The sequence below is a fragment of the Actinophytocola sp. genome (assembly GCF_035712165.1).
Classification (GTDB): Bacteria; Actinomycetota; Actinomycetes; order Mycobacteriales; family Pseudonocardiaceae; genus DASYTH01.
The window spans coordinates 1-14,578 of record NZ_DASTBH010000349.1 but is presented as its reverse complement, the minus strand read 5'-3'; the positions used below and the strand labels follow the sequence as shown (position 1 = coordinate 14,578).

Sequence of the window (14,578 nt, the reverse complement as noted above, 5' to 3'; positions counted from 1 at the left end):
CACCCGCCGGGTGCGCGACGGCGAGCCGGTGGGCCTCGACCTCAGCACGCTGCCGTTCGGCGCCGGGCCGCACGCCTGTCCCGGCCGGGAGCACGCGGTGGCCATCGCGTGCGGAATCGTGGCGGGCACGCGATGACGGATTCCGGGGACAAGGTGGCGCACTTCCACCAACTGCACCGGCGCGGCGATCCGTTGCTGCTGCCCAATGCCTGGGACTTCGCCTCGGCCGTCGCGTCGCACGCCTGCACCAGCAGACCGATCCGGGCCGCCGTGGCCTCGTCCCACACCCCGCCGCACGCCTCGACCAGCCGCGCCACCGCGGCGTCGGTGTCCGGCCCGGCGGGCAGGTGCGGGTGGTAGCCGCGGGCCACGGTGGCCACCGCGCCGGCCGGCACGGCGATCCCGAGCGCCTCGGCCAGAACCTCGACGGCGAGCAGGTCGTGCGGGTCCGACCCGGCCCGCTCGCGCGCCCGCCGGCCGAGCGCGGCCGGGTCTACAGTGGCCAGCGCGTCGACCGCGAGCCGGCGCCGCCGCTCGTGCTGCTCGCCCGCGCTGAACCGCGCCACGCCGGCCCGCAGCCACGCGATCCCGCGCGACGCCTGCGGCACCGGCGGCATCGTCAGCCCGGGATCGGTCAGCGCGGCGCGCACCTGTTCGGTGCCGGTGATCGTGTGCATGTGATCACGTTATGACAGCGACGTTTCGGCGTGGACCGACATCCGCGTGCGCGTGGGTAACGTGAGGGTATGGACCCGTTGACCACCGAACGGCTGCTGGTTCGCCCCTGGCGAACGGAGGACGCCGAGGCGGCGCTGCAGATCTACGGCGTCGGTGAGGTGACCCGCTGGCTCACGCCGGCGATGCGCCAGGTCGACGATCTCACCGCGATGCGGTCCGTGCTCGACCAGTGGACCACCGAGGCGGCCGACCTGCTGCCGCCGCGCGGGCGCTGGGCGGTGGAGCTACGCGAGACCGGTGCGGTGATCGGCGGTCTGGCCATCCGGCTGTTACCGCCGCACAAGGAGGATCTCGAGCTGAGCTGGCAGTTGCGGCCCGAGTCGTGGGGGCACGGGTACGCCTCGGAAGGGGCCCGGGCGCTGGCCCGCTGGGCGTTCACACAGGACATCGACGAGTTGTTCGCCGTGGCGCGCCCGGCCAACACCCGGGCCATCGCCACCGCGCGGCGGATCGGGATGGAGTGGGTCGGGGAGACCAGCAAGTACTACGACCTGCGGCTGCAGGTGTTCCGGATCCGGCCGAGCGACCTGCCGGCGTGAGTTTGTCGGTGGCTGCTGGTTGACTGCGCGCCATGACAACCACCCAGCAGGACCGGGCCGCGCGGTTCCACGCACTGCACCATGACGGGGTCCTGGTCCTTCCGAACGCCTGGGACGTGGCCAGTGCCAACCTGGTGGCCCGGGCCGGCGCCAAGGCCGTCGCCACCACGAGCGCGGGGGTCGCGTGGAGCCTCGGCGCGCCGGACGGCAACCGGCTGGACCGGTCGCTGGCCGTCGATCTGGTGGCGCGCACCGCCGCCGCGGTCGAGCTTCCGGTCACCGCCGACATCGAGAGCGGCTTCGCCGACGACCCGGCCGGGGTGGCCGAGACCATCCGGATGGTGATCGAGGCGGGCGCGGTCGGCGTGAACCTGGAGGACGGCGCGTTCGCCGGGTCCGCCCCGTTGCAGGACATCGACACCTACACCGCCCGGCTGGCCGCCGCCCGGTCCGCCGCCGACGGCACCGGCGTGCGGCTGTTCATCAACGCCCGGATCGACGTGTACCTGCGCGGCGTCGGTGAGCCGGCGGGCCGGTTGCCGGCCACCCTCGAGCGGGCCGCGGCCTACGTCGCCGCCGGCGCCGACGGGGTGTTCGTGCCCGGCGTGGTCGACCCGGGCACCATCGCCACGCTGGCCAAGGAGGTGGGGGCGCCGCTGAACGTCCTCGTCGGGCCGGGTGCGCCGGCCGTGTCCGAGCTGGCCGACCTGGGTGTCGCCCGGGCCAGCGTCGGGTCCGGGCTCGCCCAGGTCGCCTACGGCGCGGCCGAGCGCGCCGCGGCCGAGGTGCTCACCGAGGGCACCTACACCGCGCTGGCCGACGGCCTGAGCTTCCCCGACCTGAACTCGCTCGCTGGACGCTGATGTCGCAAACCGTGGCGTTCGGCAGCGTGCCGACCGAGCTCGGTGCGGTCCTGGTGGCCGTCACCGAGCTCGGCGTCGCGGGCACCAGCTTCCAGGACACCCCGGACGACCGCGACCGTGCCGTCACCGAGCTCGGGGTGACAGGCACCGGCTTCCAGGACGCACTGGACGCCCGCTACCAAATGGCCGCCCGCCTCGGCCTGCCGGTCGTGGTCGACCCGGCCCGCACCGAAGCGGCCGAGGCGGAGCTCGCCGGCTACTTCGCCGGCACCCTGCATCGGTTCACCCTGCCGCTGGACTGGCAGTCCACCTCGACCGCCCGCCGCACGGTGCTGTCCACCCTGCACAGCACCGTCCCGTACGGCGAGGTGATCACCTACGGCGAGCTGGCCGAACGCTCCGGCACCGGCATCCCGCCCCGGGGCATCGGCGCGATCATGGGCAGCAACCACATCCCGATCATCGTCCCGTGCCACCGCGTCGTCGCCGGCTCCCACCTCGGCGGCTTCAGCGCCCCCGGCGGCGTCCACTCCAAACGCCACCTGCTCACCCTGGAAGGCCACCTGCCCCCGACGCTGTGGTGAGGCCGCTCTCAGCGGAGCAGGAGCACGCTGGTCGCCAGCATCACCGCGGCGGTGGCGCCGTGGACGCCGTAGACGGCCGACCTGGGTCCGTTGCTGCGCAACACGATCAGCGCGTCGCCGACCGGAATGGCGGTGGCGGCCAGCAGGACGGCGCCCAGCACCTGGGGGGTCGCCGCCACCAGCACGATGATGATGAGGACCCCCGAAACCAGGTCGCGCACGGCCTTCACGGACAGCCAGGCCCGGAAGGCGCGGTCCTCGGTGGGCGTGTCGGGGATGCCGAAGCCGGCGGCGGCCCGCGGCGTCCACAGGATGTACGCGCCCATGAGGACGCAGCCCGCGCCGATCAGCGCGGCGAGCACGACGGCGATGGTGGTGAGCATGGGGTTCCCCTCCCGGTGGGAATCTAGCGGCGCTATCGACAGTAGCAACGATATTCTGTCATAGACAGGATATCTAGCGCTGCTATGATGACCTTGTGTCCGCCATCAGCGAGCGCCGCGAACGGGAACGCGCGCACCGCCATCAGCTGATCATCACGGCCGCGCGCGAGCTCGCCGAGACCGAAGGCTGGGAGGCGGTGACGACCCGCAGGCTGGCCGAACGCGTCGAGTACAGCCAACCCGTGCTCTACAGCCACTTCGACGGCAAGGACGCGATCGTGAGCGCCGTCGCCCTGGACGGGTTCGGCGAACTCGCCGCCCACCTGCGCCGGGCCCGGCAGTCCGCCCCCGGCGCGGCCCTGCGCGCCGTCTGCCGTGCCTACCTGGAGTTCGCCACCGAGCGACCCGCCCTCTACCAGGCCATGTTCATCCTGCCCACGAACCTGAAGTTCGCCAGCGCCGAGACACCGCCGCCGCTGCGGGCGGGTTTCGACGAGTTCGTCAGTTGCTTCCCGCCGGACAACGCGCGACGCGAACTGTTCGCCGAGGTCGTCTGGAGCGCGTTGCACGGTATGGCCGTGCTGTCCGACAGCGGCCGCATCCCCCCGGACAAGCAGGAGGAACGGCTCGACCTCCTCGTCACCCGGATCGCCGGAACCTGAGCCACCGACAGAGAAAGTGAGAACCGCCGCCATGCCGAGCTTCGAGATCACCCCGATCGGCACGGTCCGCAACGACCGGACCGACGTCCAGCACACGGACAACTGGGGTGCCGTCCGCAGCACGATCACCGTCGACGAGCGCTTCGGCGAGGCGTGCCTGCAGGGCCTGGAGGGCTTCTCCCACGTGGAGGTCCTCTTCCTCTTCGACCGGCTCCCGGAGCTCGACGACTACCGCGAACCCCGCCCCAGCCGCGGCCGCGCGGACCTTCCGCCGGTCGGGGTCTTCGCCGGACGCGGCCCCCGCAGACCCAACCGCATCGGGGTGACGTGCTGCACCATCGAGTCCGTCGACGGCCGCGACCTGACGGTGGTGGGCCTCGACGCGGTCTCCGGCACCCCGGTCATCGACCTGAAGCCGACGATGGCGGAGTTCCTCCCGGCGAACGTCACCCAGCCGGAATGGGTCGGCCGCCTGATGTCGGAGTACTTCCAGCCGTAGCACTGACCGCGCCACCCATCCCCCGCTACTTCACCGCCCCGGCGGTCAGACCGGACTGGATCTGGCGCTGGAAGATGATGTAGACGACGATCATCGGGACGATCGCCATGCTCAGCGCCGCGAACATGCTGGGCCAGTCGACCTCGTAGCCGGCGTTGGTGTTGATGTTCGCGATGCCCTGCGTGATCACCCATTTGTCCTGCGAGGGCAGCAGCACGATCGGCAGCAGGTACTGGTTCCACTGGCCGAGCACGTTGAAGATCGTGATGCTGATCAGGCCGGGCTTGGCCATCGGCACCATGATCTGGAAGAAGGTCCGGGTGTGCGAGGCACCGTCGATCATCGCCGCCTCGGCCACCGAGGTGGACAACGTTCGGAAGAACGCCGCCATGAAGAAGATCGTGAACGGCAGCGAGTAGGCGATGTAGACCAGGATCAGGCCGAGGTAGGTGTCCAGCAGGCCGAGTTGGCGCACCACCAGGAACAGCGGCACCAGCGCCAGGAAGACCGGGAACACCATGCCGGACACGAACATGAAGTAGATCAACCGGTTGCCCGGGAACTTGTACCGGGCCAGCACGTAGGCCGCCATCGAGCCGAACAGCATCGTCCCGGCCGTGCTCAACCCGACCACGATGACCGTGTTGAGCATGTACTCGGGGATGCGCGCCTTGTCCCACGCCCGGCCCCAGGCGTCCAGTCGGAACGCTCCCGGCAGCCCGAGCGGCTCGTTGAAGATCTCGGTGTTGGTCTTGAACGAGGACATGAACGTCCACACGATCGGCACGATCACCGTCACCGACCACACCACCAGGGCCACATGCGACAGTCCGGTGAAGACGTTGCGCTGCCCCGGAACGTAGCTCGGCCGGGGCGGCCGGGTCAGACGCGGGGGCGGGCCGGCGGGCGCGGGGGTCTCTACCTGCGTCACGGCCATGTCAGTACTCGATCCGCTCGCGCCGGGTGACCCGCAGGGTCAGCACGGCGAAGGTGAGGGTCAGGAAGAACAGCGCGACGCCCATCGCCGACGCGTAGCCGAACCGGGAGAAGGTGAACGCCTGGCGCCAGATCTCCAGCGGGATCACCGTCGTCGAGCCGTCCGGTCCGCCCCGGTCCACCGACAGCACCTGCACGAGCACGAACGCGTCGAACGCGGCGATGCCGAGGTAGACCCAGGCGACCTGCAGGCTGTCCCACAGCAGCGGCAGCGTCACGCCGAAGAACAGCCGGAACCGGCCGCACCCGTCGAGTGCGGCCGACTCGTAGATCTCGGCCGGGATGGCGGCCATCCCGGCCGAGAACAACACCACGTAGAACCCGACGGCCTGCCAGACCATCACCGCGAGGATCGACCACAGCGCGAGGTTGGGCTGGGTGAGCCAGCCGACCGGGCTGATGCCGATCAGGTCGAGCAGGCCGTTGAGCACGCCGGCCGAGTCCGGCCGGTACATCGCCTGGAACAGCACGCCGATCAGCGCCACGGCCAGGACCTGGGGGAAGAAGTAGACGATCTTGTAGAACTTCGAGCCCCAGATCCCGCTCATCCCGCCGCTGCGGCTGCCGCCCGCGACGTTGAGCAGGAAGGCCAGGAACAGCGCGATCGTGAGGGTGATCACCGGCAGGGCAAGTAACAGGAAGAGGTGATGCGAGATCGCCTTCCAGAACACGGGATCCTGGAACAGCCGCGTGAAGTTCTCGAAACCGATGAACTTCGGGTGCGCCGACACGCCTCGCCAGTTGGTCGTGGCGATGTAGAAAGCCTGCGCGTACGGCCCGATCACGAAAACCGCGTACAACACCACCGGCACCACAAGGAAACCGATGATGAAGGGATACCTGCCCTGCCGCATGGTCACTTGTCCCGGTGCTGCTTGGTCACCGACGAGTCGGCCTTGATCGCGTCGGCCTTCTTCTGCATGTTCTCGCAGAACTGGTCGGCGGAGCTGCGGCCGAACATGAGCGCGTTGGTCTGCGTGCGCAGCTCGGTCTCCAGCTCCTTGTACCAGCTCTCGAAACGGCTGTCGGTAACCACGTTGTCACCCGCGGCGAGCTGGAGCGCCGCGACGCTGCGGTTGCCCGGCGAGAGCGGCAGGCCCTCGGCAGCGCCCTTGACGATGGTGAGGTTGCCGGACTTCTCGGTGAAGCCCTTCGCCCCCTCCTTGGACAGCATCAACCGAAGGTACTCCATGCCGCCCTGCACGTTCTTGGCCTTGGACGGCACGATGTACCACTCACCGGCCACCGCGCGGACCGCCTCGAACGGCAGCTTGTCGCTGGAGGTGACGCTCGGGGTCGGGGTGACCGAGTACTCGAAGGTGGCCGGGGTCTCCTTCTTCTGCTCGTTCTCCAGCCACGAACCGGACGGGTAGAGCGCGATCTTGCCCTGGTTCTGCTGGGTCTGCACCTCGGTGTGGATGAGCCCCTCGAAGCTCTTGTCCATGAACTTGCCGATCTCGGCCCAGGCCGCCGCGGACTTGCGCACCGCGTCGTTGGTCCAGGCGCCGCTCTCCAGGTTGTCGATGTCGAGCAGCACCTTGTTGGTGCCGATCTTGGCGGCGGAGATCAGGATCATCCAGTACTGGTAGTACGAGGCGTTCTTGCCGGCATAGGCGTACGGGGTGATCCCGGCCGACTTGGCCTTCTCACAGAACGCCTTGAAGTCGTCCCAGCTCTTCGGCGCGGTCCAGGCGTTCTTGGTGAACTGGTTCTTGTCGTACCACAGGCCGTAGGCGGTGTAGACGTAGGCGAGCATGTACGGCTTGCCGTCGATGACGCCCACGTCGTAGGCGCCCGGCACCAGCGTGTCCTTGACCTTCTTGCTCGGGTCGTCCACCGACGGGGACTCGAACAGCGCGGTCAGGTCCTGCAGCTGTCCCTCGCTCTGCAGCGCCAGGTTGTCCATGTTGTCGCTACCCGCGTTGGCGATCATGTCCGGCGGGTTGCCGGCGGCGAACCGCGGCTGCATCGTCTGCGCGATCTGCTGCGTCGCGACGTGCTTGATCTCCGCCTGCGGGAAGCTCTTCTTGTACAGCGGCTCGTGCACCTGGGTGGCGTACTCGTCGCCGAGGCCGCCTTTGAAGATCACGACCTCGAGCGGCGCGTCCGCCTTGACCCCGAGCGGGTTCTTGGCGTCACCCGAGTTCGACACGGTGTTGCCCGTGTCGCCGTCGTCACCACCGGTAGCGCAGGCCGACAGCACGGCCGCGCCGGGGACAACCATGAACGCGGTCAGGCCGATCCCGCGCAGCATCTGCCGCCGGGAGACGTCTGCGGTATCGCGGATGGTTTCGGACATCTCTCTTCTCTTCTCCTTAGTGGGAACGGAGGGAACTCAACATCAAGGGCGGTCAAGGCACTGTGGAGGTGAACAGCTCGTCCTGGGCCTGCCGCAGCGCCAGCACGAGAGCGCCCTCGAGCACCGGTTCGGCCGACAGCACGGAGAGCCGGACCGGCGGACGGGGCAGGGAGATGGCGTGCAACTCCTGCTCGACGCGCATCCGGAGCGGCTCGCCGCCGGCCAGGGCGACATCTCCGGACAACACGACGAGTGCCGGGTCGACAACAGCGACGATCGCCGCGAGGCCCATGGCCACCCGGCCGGCGACCTCGCTGAGCGCGGCGTGCGCGCGTTGCCGACGCTCGACGCCCTGCCCCTCGGTGAGGGTTCGGACGGCGAACCGTACGGCGGCCGCGGGATCGTGGCCGCGGAAGCCGTATGAACGCATGATCTTGTGGACCGCCGGTCCCCCGGCGTAGGCCTGCATCCCGTGGTTGGCGGTCCGGCCCACCTCCCGCGCGGTCGGGGCGCCGGGGACCGGCATGTAACCGACCTCACCCGCCCCGCCGCTCCAGCCGCGGTGCAGCCGGCCCTCGATGACCAGCGCCATGCCGATCCCGTTGCCGATCCAGACGACGGTGAAGCTGTCCACGCCGGTGGCCACGCCGTAGGCCTGCTCGGCCTGCGCGACCAGGTTGACGTCGTTCTCCACCGAGACCCGGGCGCCGAGGCCGCCGGCCAGGGTCTCCACCAGGCGTGGCACATGCCACCCGGACATGTGCGGGGCGTAACCGAGCCGGCCGGTGGCCGGGTTGACCGCGCCCGGGATGCCGACCACCACCCGGCCGAGCTCGGCGATGCCGATCCCGGCCGGGTCGCACGCGCCGGCGAGCGCCGTCTTGACCCGGTCCACCACGTCGCCCCCCGTGCGGCCGGGCGTGGTGAGCCGGTGCTCGCCGATCACGTCGCCGGTGATCTGGGCCACCCGGACCGCCATCCGCCCGGGGTTGACGTCCACCCCGGCGACGTAGGCGGCCTTCGGGTTGACCCGGTACAGCTCCGCGGTGCGGCCGGGCAGACCCTCGCGGATCCCGTCCCGGACGACCAGACCCAGCTCCTGCAACCGGGACAGCAGCTGGGAGGTCGTCGGCTTCGAGATGCCCGTGATGGACGCCAGCTGCGATCGCGTCAGCGGTCCGCGCTCCAGCAGGACTTCGAGCGCCGCCTTGTCGTTCATGGCGCGAAGCAGGCTGGGTGTCCCGGGCATACGGTGGTTCAGACCTCTCGTTCGAGTTAGGAAGGTTTCCTAACTCGGGGAGGCTAGGAAGTGTTGGCGGTCACGTCAATGGTCTGGACCATACCGTTACCGCGACGTATCGCCAAGAGCGCCGCGCCGGACACGGTTCGAAGTGGGGAGGTCACTGGTTCAGACCATTACTGAAGCGCTTCGACGAGCCCGGCCAGCAGCTCCTGCCGCTCCCGCCCGGCCAGCCCCAGGTGGTAAAGGTTGAGACCACGTACCCCGGCGGCGACCAGCCGCTCGACGTGCCCCGGCAGATCCGCCGGCTCGGCCGGCGGCAGCACGGTCACGTAGGCGTCCACCGGCGCCCCGCCGCGCCCCGCCACGGCCACCCCCGCCGCGCTCGCCGGGCCGGTCGGCCAGGCCGGCACCAGCAGCCCCGTCTCCCCCGCCGCGGCCGCCGAGGTCAGGCCCGGCGACGCGCCGGTCGCCCACGGGTCCGGGTCGGCGTGCACCGTCACCGGCACGCCCGGCGCGACCGCCCGCAGCGCCGCCAGCACCTCGCCGCGCAGCAGGTCGGTGCCGCGGTGCCGAACCCCCAGCAGCTCACCCGCCAGCTCCCCGGGTAGCTCGACGTCGCGGTGCACGGCCTGCCGCAGCGCCGCCAGCACCTCCTCGGCCACCAGCCCGCGCTCCGTCCAGCCCGCCCGGCACGCCACACAGCAACACACCGACAGTGCCCTGCTCGCCGTGGCCGACCAGACCCCCGCCGTCTTCTCGTGATGACTGTTGTGCTCGATCCCGAGTTGCCCGCAGGCCTCCAGCGACACCCCGTCGACCGCCACCCCAGCCACCGCCTCGACCGCCAGGGTCGCCGCGTACTCCCGCACCTCCTCCTGTGCCGGGCACAGCGCGTAGGGGTACCGGTCCCCGACGCAGTTCACCACCGCCAGCTCGGGAAACTCCCGCCCCAGCCGCGTGTTGTGGGGCAACACCACCCACGCCACCACCCCCAGCCCCGCCCGTCGAAGCGCTTCCGCCGCCACCCCGAAGGGGTCGTCCGCCGGCACCCAGTCCGCCGGCACCGGTCGCAGCCGCCGCGCCCCCCACACCGCCTGCCGCACCGGCCGGTACAACGCCGCGTCGCGCGCCTCGACCACCTGATGCCCCGGGTGCAACGGCGTCGCGGCCCTGGTCGAGTGGTAGGCCGCCGCCAGCGTCACCTCGGTGATCCCCGCTGCCCCCACGCGCGCCGGGAACCCCACATCTCCCACCACATCCCACGGATAGGCATGCCCCGAGACCCGCACCACAGCGCCTCCTCACCGGTCCCCATCACATGATCACGCCACCCGGTGCGGCCCACCACCCCCAAACCGGCCTGGCGCCAGGGATGTGTCGGACGGCAGGCTGGGGGCATGGCGCACGATGCGACGGGTGCGGCGGCCGCCGCCGGCAGCCGGCTCACGCTGGCTGAGCTGCAGGAGCGGATGGGACATCCCCGGTCGTCACCGCACGCTCTGCCGCGCACCCTGCGCGAGCTGAAGCGGATCGAGACGGGCCCGGCCGGCTCGGCGTTCGGCGTCGGACCGCACGCGCTGCTGTCCGGCAGCACCTACCTGGATCTCGACCCGGCGTACCCGTACGCCTGCGACGCGCTGGAGGACCTGCGCGCCGAGGTCGGGCACACCACCAACTACGCCCGGCGCGACGGCGCGCACGTGCTGTACCTGGCCACCCGGGAACGCAGCGGCGCGCAGCCGTTGTTCTCCCGGGTCGGGCGCCGCGTCCCGGCCCACATCACCGCCCTGGGCCTGGCGCTGCTCGCCGCCCGCACGCCCGCGGAGGTGCGGGCGGTCCTGGGCCCGACGCTGCGGCCGTACACCCGGCACACCCTCACCACCCACACCCGGCTGCACGGCTGGCTGGAAGGGGTCCGCGCCCAGGGCTGGGCCTGCGAGAGCGAACACGGCATCCCCGGGGTCACCTGCGTCGCGGCCGTCGTGGACCACCGCATCCCGCCGAGCGACGCGATCAGCTGCTCGATGCCGGTCGCGGAAGCGACCCCCGAGGAGCTCGCCCGCGTCGCCGCCGCCGTCGTAGCGAGCGCCGGCAAGCTGGCCACCAGGTTGCGCCGTGCCGGCATCAGGTGACCGGGGCCGCCTGGCCCACGTCGAGATCGGCGTGCGCGACCTGGGCCGGGCCGAAGCCCTCTACACCGGACTGCTCGGCTTTCCGCGCACCCGGACCACGGCCGACGACGCGGGCCGGCCGGTCGCGGTGCTCGGTTCGTTCCCCGCCGTGCGGCTGGTCGAGGTCGGTCCGGCCGGGCGGCCCACCGGTTGGGACGCCGACAACCGGCAGCGCGGCATCCGGCACTTCGGCATGAAGGTCGCCGACGTCGACGCCTGGGTCGCCCGGTTGCGCGCGGCCGGCGTCGCCTTCGACCTCGGGCCGTTCGACGCGGTCGGCGGCGTCCGCATCGCGTTCTTCCGCGATCCGGACGGCACCTGCCTGGAGCTGGTCCAGGGCTACGTGCGACACCACAACCTCTGGTCGGAACAGCTTGCCCAGCAGGAGATCGACGGCGACCGGGACTGGGACGGCCGGCCCCGGTTCGACCACGTGGCGATCACCGTGCCCGACCTCGACCAGGCGCTGACGTTCTACGCCGGACGGCTCGGACTCGGCCGCATCGGCCAGGTCGTGCGCCCGGCGGACGAGAACGGCTTCCTGATCACCAACCTCCGGGCCGCGCCGGCGACGCTGGAGGTGTTCAGCTTCGATGTGGCGACACACGCCCGGGACGACGCCGGCGAGCCGGATGCGCTGGGTCTGCGGGCCATCGGCATCACCGGCGCCGGCGCCGACCGGACCGGACCGGGCGACGTCGCGCTGCGCCGGGTCGACTAGCGCCCCGCGCCGGCGGCCGCCGTGCGGTGCGAGCCGGCCACCATCCGCAGGGTGACGCCGAACCGGTTCCACGCGTTGATCGTGGCGATCGCGACCACCAGCGCGGCCAGCGTCGGCTCGTCGAACTGGGCGCTGGCCTGCTGCCACACCTCGTCGGACACACCCTCCGGCCCGAGCCGGGTGGCCTCCTCGGTCAGCGCGAGCGCCGCGCGCTCCGCCTCGGTGAAGAACGGCGCCTCCCGCCAGGCGACCACCGCGAACAGCCGCTCGTCGGTCTCTCCCGCCGCCTTCAGATCGTGGCTGTGCATGTCCACGCAGTAGGCGCAGCCGTTGAGCTGGCTCGCCCGCAGCTTCACCAACTCCTTGATCCCGGCCGGCAGGGTGCTCGCCGCCAGAAACCGTTCCAGGCCGAGCATGTGCCGGTACGCCTCGGGCGCGAGCTTGGCGATCTGCATCCGCGGTTCCATGGGTGACTGTCCCTTCCGTCCACAACCGTCTCGGCCACCAGTCTGGACGAGACGCCACCCCGGATCGTGACAGGCGCTCAGTCCTGGACGGTGCGCGGGATCCCGAGCGGGTTGTCGTCGCGGAGCTCGGCGGGCAGCAGATCCTGCGGCCACCCCTGGTAGGCGACCGGTACCTGCCAGCGGCGCAGCGCCGTGCCGCCGACGGACGTGTGCAGGGCCGAGGTGGACGCCGGCCACGGCCCGCCGTGGTGCATCGCCCAGCAGACCGCGACGCCGGTCGGCCAGCCGTTGTAGATCAGCCGTCCGACCAGGGGACGCAGTGCGGCGCCGACGGCCGCCGCGGCGTCCGGCTCGTCGTCGGCCGCGTGCACCGAACCGGTGAGGCTACCGTCCAACCGGGACAGCACGGGCAGCAGATCGTCCACTGTGGAATAGCTGACCACGAGACCGGCGGGCCCGAAGACCTCCTCGGTCAGCGTGTCCACCCGCGCGGCGAACGTCGCGAGGTCGAGCCGCCACACCTGGGGCGCCACCGCCCAGGCGCCGTCGGCAGCGGCGCCCTCGGCCAGCGGATGCAGGGCGTCGCCGGCCATTCGGGCCGTGACGTCCACATAGGAGTCACGCATGCGTTTGCTGAGCATCGGTCCGGCGCTGGTGGACCGGACCGCATCAGCCAGCGCGGCCAGCAGGTCCGCGTCGTCCGGCACGAACAGCAGCCCGGGGTTGGTGCAGAACTGGCCGGCGCCGAGGGTGAGCGAGCCGGCGTACTCGGCGGCGATCTCCGTCGCCCGGGTGCGCGCGGCGCCGGGCAGCACCACGACCGGGTTGACGCTGCCGAGCTCGCCGTAGAACGGGATCGGGTCCGGCCGGGCGGCGGCGAGGTCGGCCAGCGCCCGACCGCCGCGCAGCGACCCGGTGAAGCCGACCGCGCGCACCGCCGGATGCCGCACCAGCGCGCCGCCGGCATCGAAACCGTGCACCAGACCCAGAATCTCGGTGGGCAGCCCCGCGCCGGCCAGTGCCTGCCCCAGGGTCCGGGCGACCAGGACCGAGGTCTGCGGGTGACCCTCGTGCGCCTTCACCACGACGGGGCAGCCGGCCGCCAGCGCGGAAGCCGTGTCGCCGCCGGCAACGGAGAACGCCATCGGGAAGTTGCTGGCCGAGAACACCGCCACCGGACCGATCGGGTGCAGCATCCGCCGCACGTCCGGCCGTCCGGCGGCGGGGTCGGCCGGACTGATGATCGCCTCGACATGCCGGCCCCGGCGGAGCAGGTCGGCGAACATCCTGAGCTGACCGGTGGTTCGCCCGACCTCGTTGCGCAGCCTGGTCTCGCCCAGCGCGGTCTCCGCGTCGGCCACCGCGACCAGTTCGCCGGCCGTCGCGTCCAGCGCGTCGGCCAGAGCGTCGAGCACCTCGGCGCGGCGTTGCGCGGGCAGGCCGGACCAGACCGGAAACGTTGCCGCGGCGGCATTGGCGGCCCGGTCCACCTCCTCGGCGGTGCTCGCCGCGACGGCGGGGCCGACCGGCGCCCCGGTGCGCGGGTTGTAGCCCTGGACGTCGAGCATCCTGGTCATGCGGTGACCTCCGCGTCGAGATCTGGCGAACAGAACTCCCCGCCGACGAACTTACGGCTCAACCCGGTCGCCGGCTCGACACTGCCGGCGAAAACCTCGGAGTCGTCCCGCGGCTGGTAGCCGAGCGACCGGGCCGCGTCCAGGGAGAAGATTCCCCGGGTGTTGGCCGAGGCGCCCCACACGAGCCGGAAACCGGGCTCCGGCACGGAGATCGCCGCCTCGAACAGCCGGGCGCAGTCGTCCGGCGACAGCCAGATGCCCAGCTCCCGCTCGAGCGTCGGGCGCTCGAAGCAGGCGCCGATCCGGATCGCGACCACGTCCAGCCCGTACCGGTCGTGGTAGAGGCTGCCGAGCGCCTCACCGGCCGCTTTGCTGACGCCGTAGTAGGTGTCCGGCCTGGGGTAGAGGTGGTCCGGGATCGGGCCCTCGCCCAGCGGCGCGAACCCGGCCGCGTGGTTGCTGCTGGCCAGGATCACCCGGCGCACCCCGGCCCGCCGGGCCGCCTCCAGCACGGTGTAGGTCCCATGGATGTTGACCTCGAGGATGTCGCGCCAGGCGTCCTCACCCGGGATTCCGCCCAGATGGATGATGGCGTCGACATCCTCCGACGCCGCGGACATGGCGGCCAGATCGGTGATGGAGGCGTTGACCGGCTCGACCTGCTCGCCGCCGGTGGCCGGTGGAACCGGCGCGATGTCCAGCAACCGGAGCACCCGGTCCGGTCCGGCCAGCCGCGGCCGAACCAGCGTGCCGATCCGCCCGGCCGCGCCGGTCACCAGAATCCGTTGGGGCACTCCCGCAGCTTATGCGTTGGCGAGCGTGTTCGGGCTCCACCG

The 14,578-nt window shown here is 71.6% G+C and carries 17 protein-coding genes; 7 read left to right on the top strand and 10 right to left on the bottom strand.

What is annotated here, in order from left to right:
• Nucleotides 1-41 precede the first annotated feature (41 nt).
• Complete coding sequence (locus tag VFO68_RS19555) at nt 42-677, bottom strand: hypothetical protein (RefSeq protein ID WP_325159768.1); 636 nt, start codon at nt 675-677, stop codon at nt 42-44.
• Between the two features lie 69 nt (nt 678-746).
• On the opposite strand from VFO68_RS19555, the gene VFO68_RS19550 reads away from it, so the two are divergent.
• Genes VFO68_RS19550 through VFO68_RS19540 form a run of 3 tightly spaced genes read left to right on the top strand, consistent with a single transcriptional unit; the run spans nt 747 to nt 2,724 of the window.
• Entirely contained in the window at nt 747-1,277 is a 531-nt protein-coding gene (locus VFO68_RS19550) for a GNAT family N-acetyltransferase (protein ID WP_325159767.1), read from the top strand.
• Nucleotides 1,278-1,309: 32 nt separating this feature from the next.
• Nucleotides 1,310-2,140 carry an isocitrate lyase/phosphoenolpyruvate mutase family protein gene (locus VFO68_RS19545; protein WP_325159766.1) on the top strand — a complete coding sequence of 277 codons (831 nt, stop codon included), beginning with the start codon at nt 1,310-1,312 and terminating at the stop codon, nt 2,138-2,140.
• Entirely contained in the window at nt 2,140-2,724 is a 585-nt protein-coding gene (locus VFO68_RS19540; protein ID WP_325159765.1) for a methylated-DNA--[protein]-cysteine S-methyltransferase, read from the top strand. Before VFO68_RS19545 ends, VFO68_RS19540 begins: the two co-directional genes overlap by 1 nt.
• 8 nt (nt 2,725-2,732) lie before the next feature.
• On the opposite strand, the gene VFO68_RS19535 is transcribed toward VFO68_RS19540, so the two are convergent.
• Complete coding sequence (locus VFO68_RS19535) at nt 2,733-3,107, bottom strand: DUF4267 domain-containing protein (RefSeq protein ID WP_325159764.1); 375 nt, start codon at nt 3,105-3,107, stop codon at nt 2,733-2,735.
• Between the two features lie 95 nt (nt 3,108-3,202).
• Between VFO68_RS19535 and VFO68_RS19530 the strand changes: the two genes are divergently transcribed.
• Entirely contained in the window at nt 3,203-3,769 is a 567-nt protein-coding gene (locus VFO68_RS19530) for a TetR/AcrR family transcriptional regulator (protein ID WP_325159763.1), read from the top strand.
• Nucleotides 3,770-3,800: 31 nt separating this feature from the next.
• Nucleotides 3,801-4,268 (top strand): SAM-dependent methyltransferase, encoded by a 468-nt coding sequence (locus VFO68_RS19525; RefSeq protein ID WP_325159762.1) that lies wholly within the window; start codon nt 3,801-3,803, stop codon nt 4,266-4,268.
• A 25-nt stretch (nt 4,269-4,293) separates the two neighbouring features.
• Here the strand turns inward: VFO68_RS19525 and VFO68_RS19520 are convergent, their stop codons facing one another.
• From VFO68_RS19520 to VFO68_RS19500, 5 genes are all read right to left on the bottom strand, one after another.
• Nucleotides 4,294-5,199, bottom strand: coding sequence for a carbohydrate ABC transporter permease (locus tag VFO68_RS19520; protein ID WP_325159761.1), 906 nt, complete (start codon nt 5,197-5,199; stop codon nt 4,294-4,296).
• 7 nt (nt 5,200-5,206) lie between these two features.
• The gene (locus tag VFO68_RS19515; RefSeq protein WP_325159769.1) at nt 5,207-6,118 is read right to left on the bottom strand and encodes a sugar ABC transporter permease; all 912 of its coding nucleotides are present in this window, start codon (nt 6,116-6,118) and stop codon (nt 5,207-5,209) included.
• A 2-nt stretch (nt 6,119-6,120) separates the two neighbouring features.
• Nucleotides 6,121-7,563 (bottom strand): N-acetylglucosamine/diacetylchitobiose ABC transporter substrate-binding protein, encoded by a 1,443-nt coding sequence (ngcE, locus tag VFO68_RS19510; RefSeq protein ID WP_325159760.1) that lies wholly within the window; start codon nt 7,561-7,563, stop codon nt 6,121-6,123.
• A 52-nt stretch (nt 7,564-7,615) separates the two neighbouring features.
• On the bottom strand, nt 7,616-8,782 hold the full coding sequence (locus VFO68_RS19505; protein WP_325159759.1) for an ROK family transcriptional regulator: 1,167 nt from the start codon (nt 8,780-8,782) through the stop codon (nt 7,616-7,618).
• A 197-nt stretch (nt 8,783-8,979) separates the two neighbouring features.
• Nucleotides 8,980-10,098: a hypothetical protein gene (locus VFO68_RS19500; protein WP_325159758.1), complete on the bottom strand. Its 1,119-nt coding sequence runs from the start codon at nt 10,096-10,098 to the stop codon at nt 8,980-8,982.
• A gap of 105 nt (nt 10,099-10,203) precedes the next feature.
• On the opposite strand from VFO68_RS19500, the gene VFO68_RS19495 reads away from it, so the two are divergent.
• Together VFO68_RS19495 and VFO68_RS19490 are read left to right on the top strand one after the other, a co-directional pair.
• On the top strand, nt 10,204-10,938 hold the full coding sequence (locus VFO68_RS19495) for an IclR family transcriptional regulator (protein WP_325159757.1): 735 nt from the start codon (nt 10,204-10,206) through the stop codon (nt 10,936-10,938).
• Nucleotides 10,922-11,698: a VOC family protein gene (locus tag VFO68_RS19490; protein ID WP_325159756.1), complete on the top strand. Its 777-nt coding sequence runs from the start codon at nt 10,922-10,924 to the stop codon at nt 11,696-11,698. Before VFO68_RS19495 ends, VFO68_RS19490 begins: the two co-directional genes overlap by 17 nt.
• Here the strand turns inward: VFO68_RS19490 and VFO68_RS19485 are convergent.
• From VFO68_RS19485 to VFO68_RS19475, 3 genes are all read right to left on the bottom strand, one after another.
• Nucleotides 11,695-12,153, bottom strand: a complete 459-nt coding sequence (locus VFO68_RS19485) for a carboxymuconolactone decarboxylase family protein (protein ID WP_325159755.1) — start codon at nt 12,151-12,153, stop codon at nt 11,695-11,697. The genes VFO68_RS19490 and VFO68_RS19485 overlap by 4 nt on opposite strands.
• An 89-nt stretch (nt 12,154-12,242) precedes the next feature.
• Nucleotides 12,243-13,742 carry an aldehyde dehydrogenase (NADP(+)) gene (locus VFO68_RS19480; protein WP_325159754.1) on the bottom strand — a complete coding sequence of 500 codons (1,500 nt, stop codon included), beginning with the start codon at nt 13,740-13,742 and terminating at the stop codon, nt 12,243-12,245.
• Nucleotides 13,739-14,536, bottom strand: a complete 798-nt coding sequence (locus tag VFO68_RS19475) for an NAD(P)-dependent oxidoreductase (protein ID WP_325159753.1) — start codon at nt 14,534-14,536, stop codon at nt 13,739-13,741. The genes VFO68_RS19480 and VFO68_RS19475 overlap by 4 nt, the downstream gene beginning before the upstream one ends.
• Nucleotides 14,537-14,578: the final 42 nt, after the last annotated feature.

Bases quoted from the DNA above. Each gene is read 5' to 3' on its own strand.
- VFO68_RS19555 (WP_325159768.1), bottom strand. From the start codon at position 677: ATGCACACGATCACCGGCACCGAACAGGTGCGCGCCGCGCTGACCGAT.
- VFO68_RS19550 (WP_325159767.1), top strand. From the start codon at position 747: ATGGACCCGTTGACCACCGAACGGCTGCTGGTTCGCCCCTGGCGAACG.
- VFO68_RS19545 (WP_325159766.1), top strand. From the start codon at position 1,310: ATGACAACCACCCAGCAGGACCGGGCCGCGCGGTTCCACGCACTGCAC.
- VFO68_RS19540 (WP_325159765.1), top strand. From the start codon at position 2,140: ATGTCGCAAACCGTGGCGTTCGGCAGCGTGCCGACCGAGCTCGGTGCG.
- VFO68_RS19535 (WP_325159764.1), bottom strand. From the start codon at position 3,107: ATGCTCACCACCATCGCCGTCGTGCTCGCCGCGCTGATCGGCGCGGGC.
- VFO68_RS19525 (WP_325159762.1), top strand. From the start codon at position 3,801: ATGCCGAGCTTCGAGATCACCCCGATCGGCACGGTCCGCAACGACCGG.
- VFO68_RS19515 (WP_325159769.1), bottom strand. From the start codon at position 6,118: ATGCGGCAGGGCAGGTATCCCTTCATCATCGGTTTCCTTGTGGTGCCG.
- ngcE (WP_325159760.1), bottom strand. From the start codon at position 7,563: ATGTCCGAAACCATCCGCGATACCGCAGACGTCTCCCGGCGGCAGATG.
- VFO68_RS19505 (WP_325159759.1), bottom strand. From the start codon at position 8,782: ATGAACGACAAGGCGGCGCTCGAAGTCCTGCTGGAGCGCGGACCGCTG.
- VFO68_RS19495 (WP_325159757.1), top strand. From the start codon at position 10,204: ATGGCGCACGATGCGACGGGTGCGGCGGCCGCCGCCGGCAGCCGGCTC.
- VFO68_RS19485 (WP_325159755.1), bottom strand. From the start codon at position 12,153: ATGCAGATCGCCAAGCTCGCGCCCGAGGCGTACCGGCACATGCTCGGC.
- VFO68_RS19480 (WP_325159754.1), bottom strand. From the start codon at position 13,742: ATGACCAGGATGCTCGACGTCCAGGGCTACAACCCGCGCACCGGGGCG.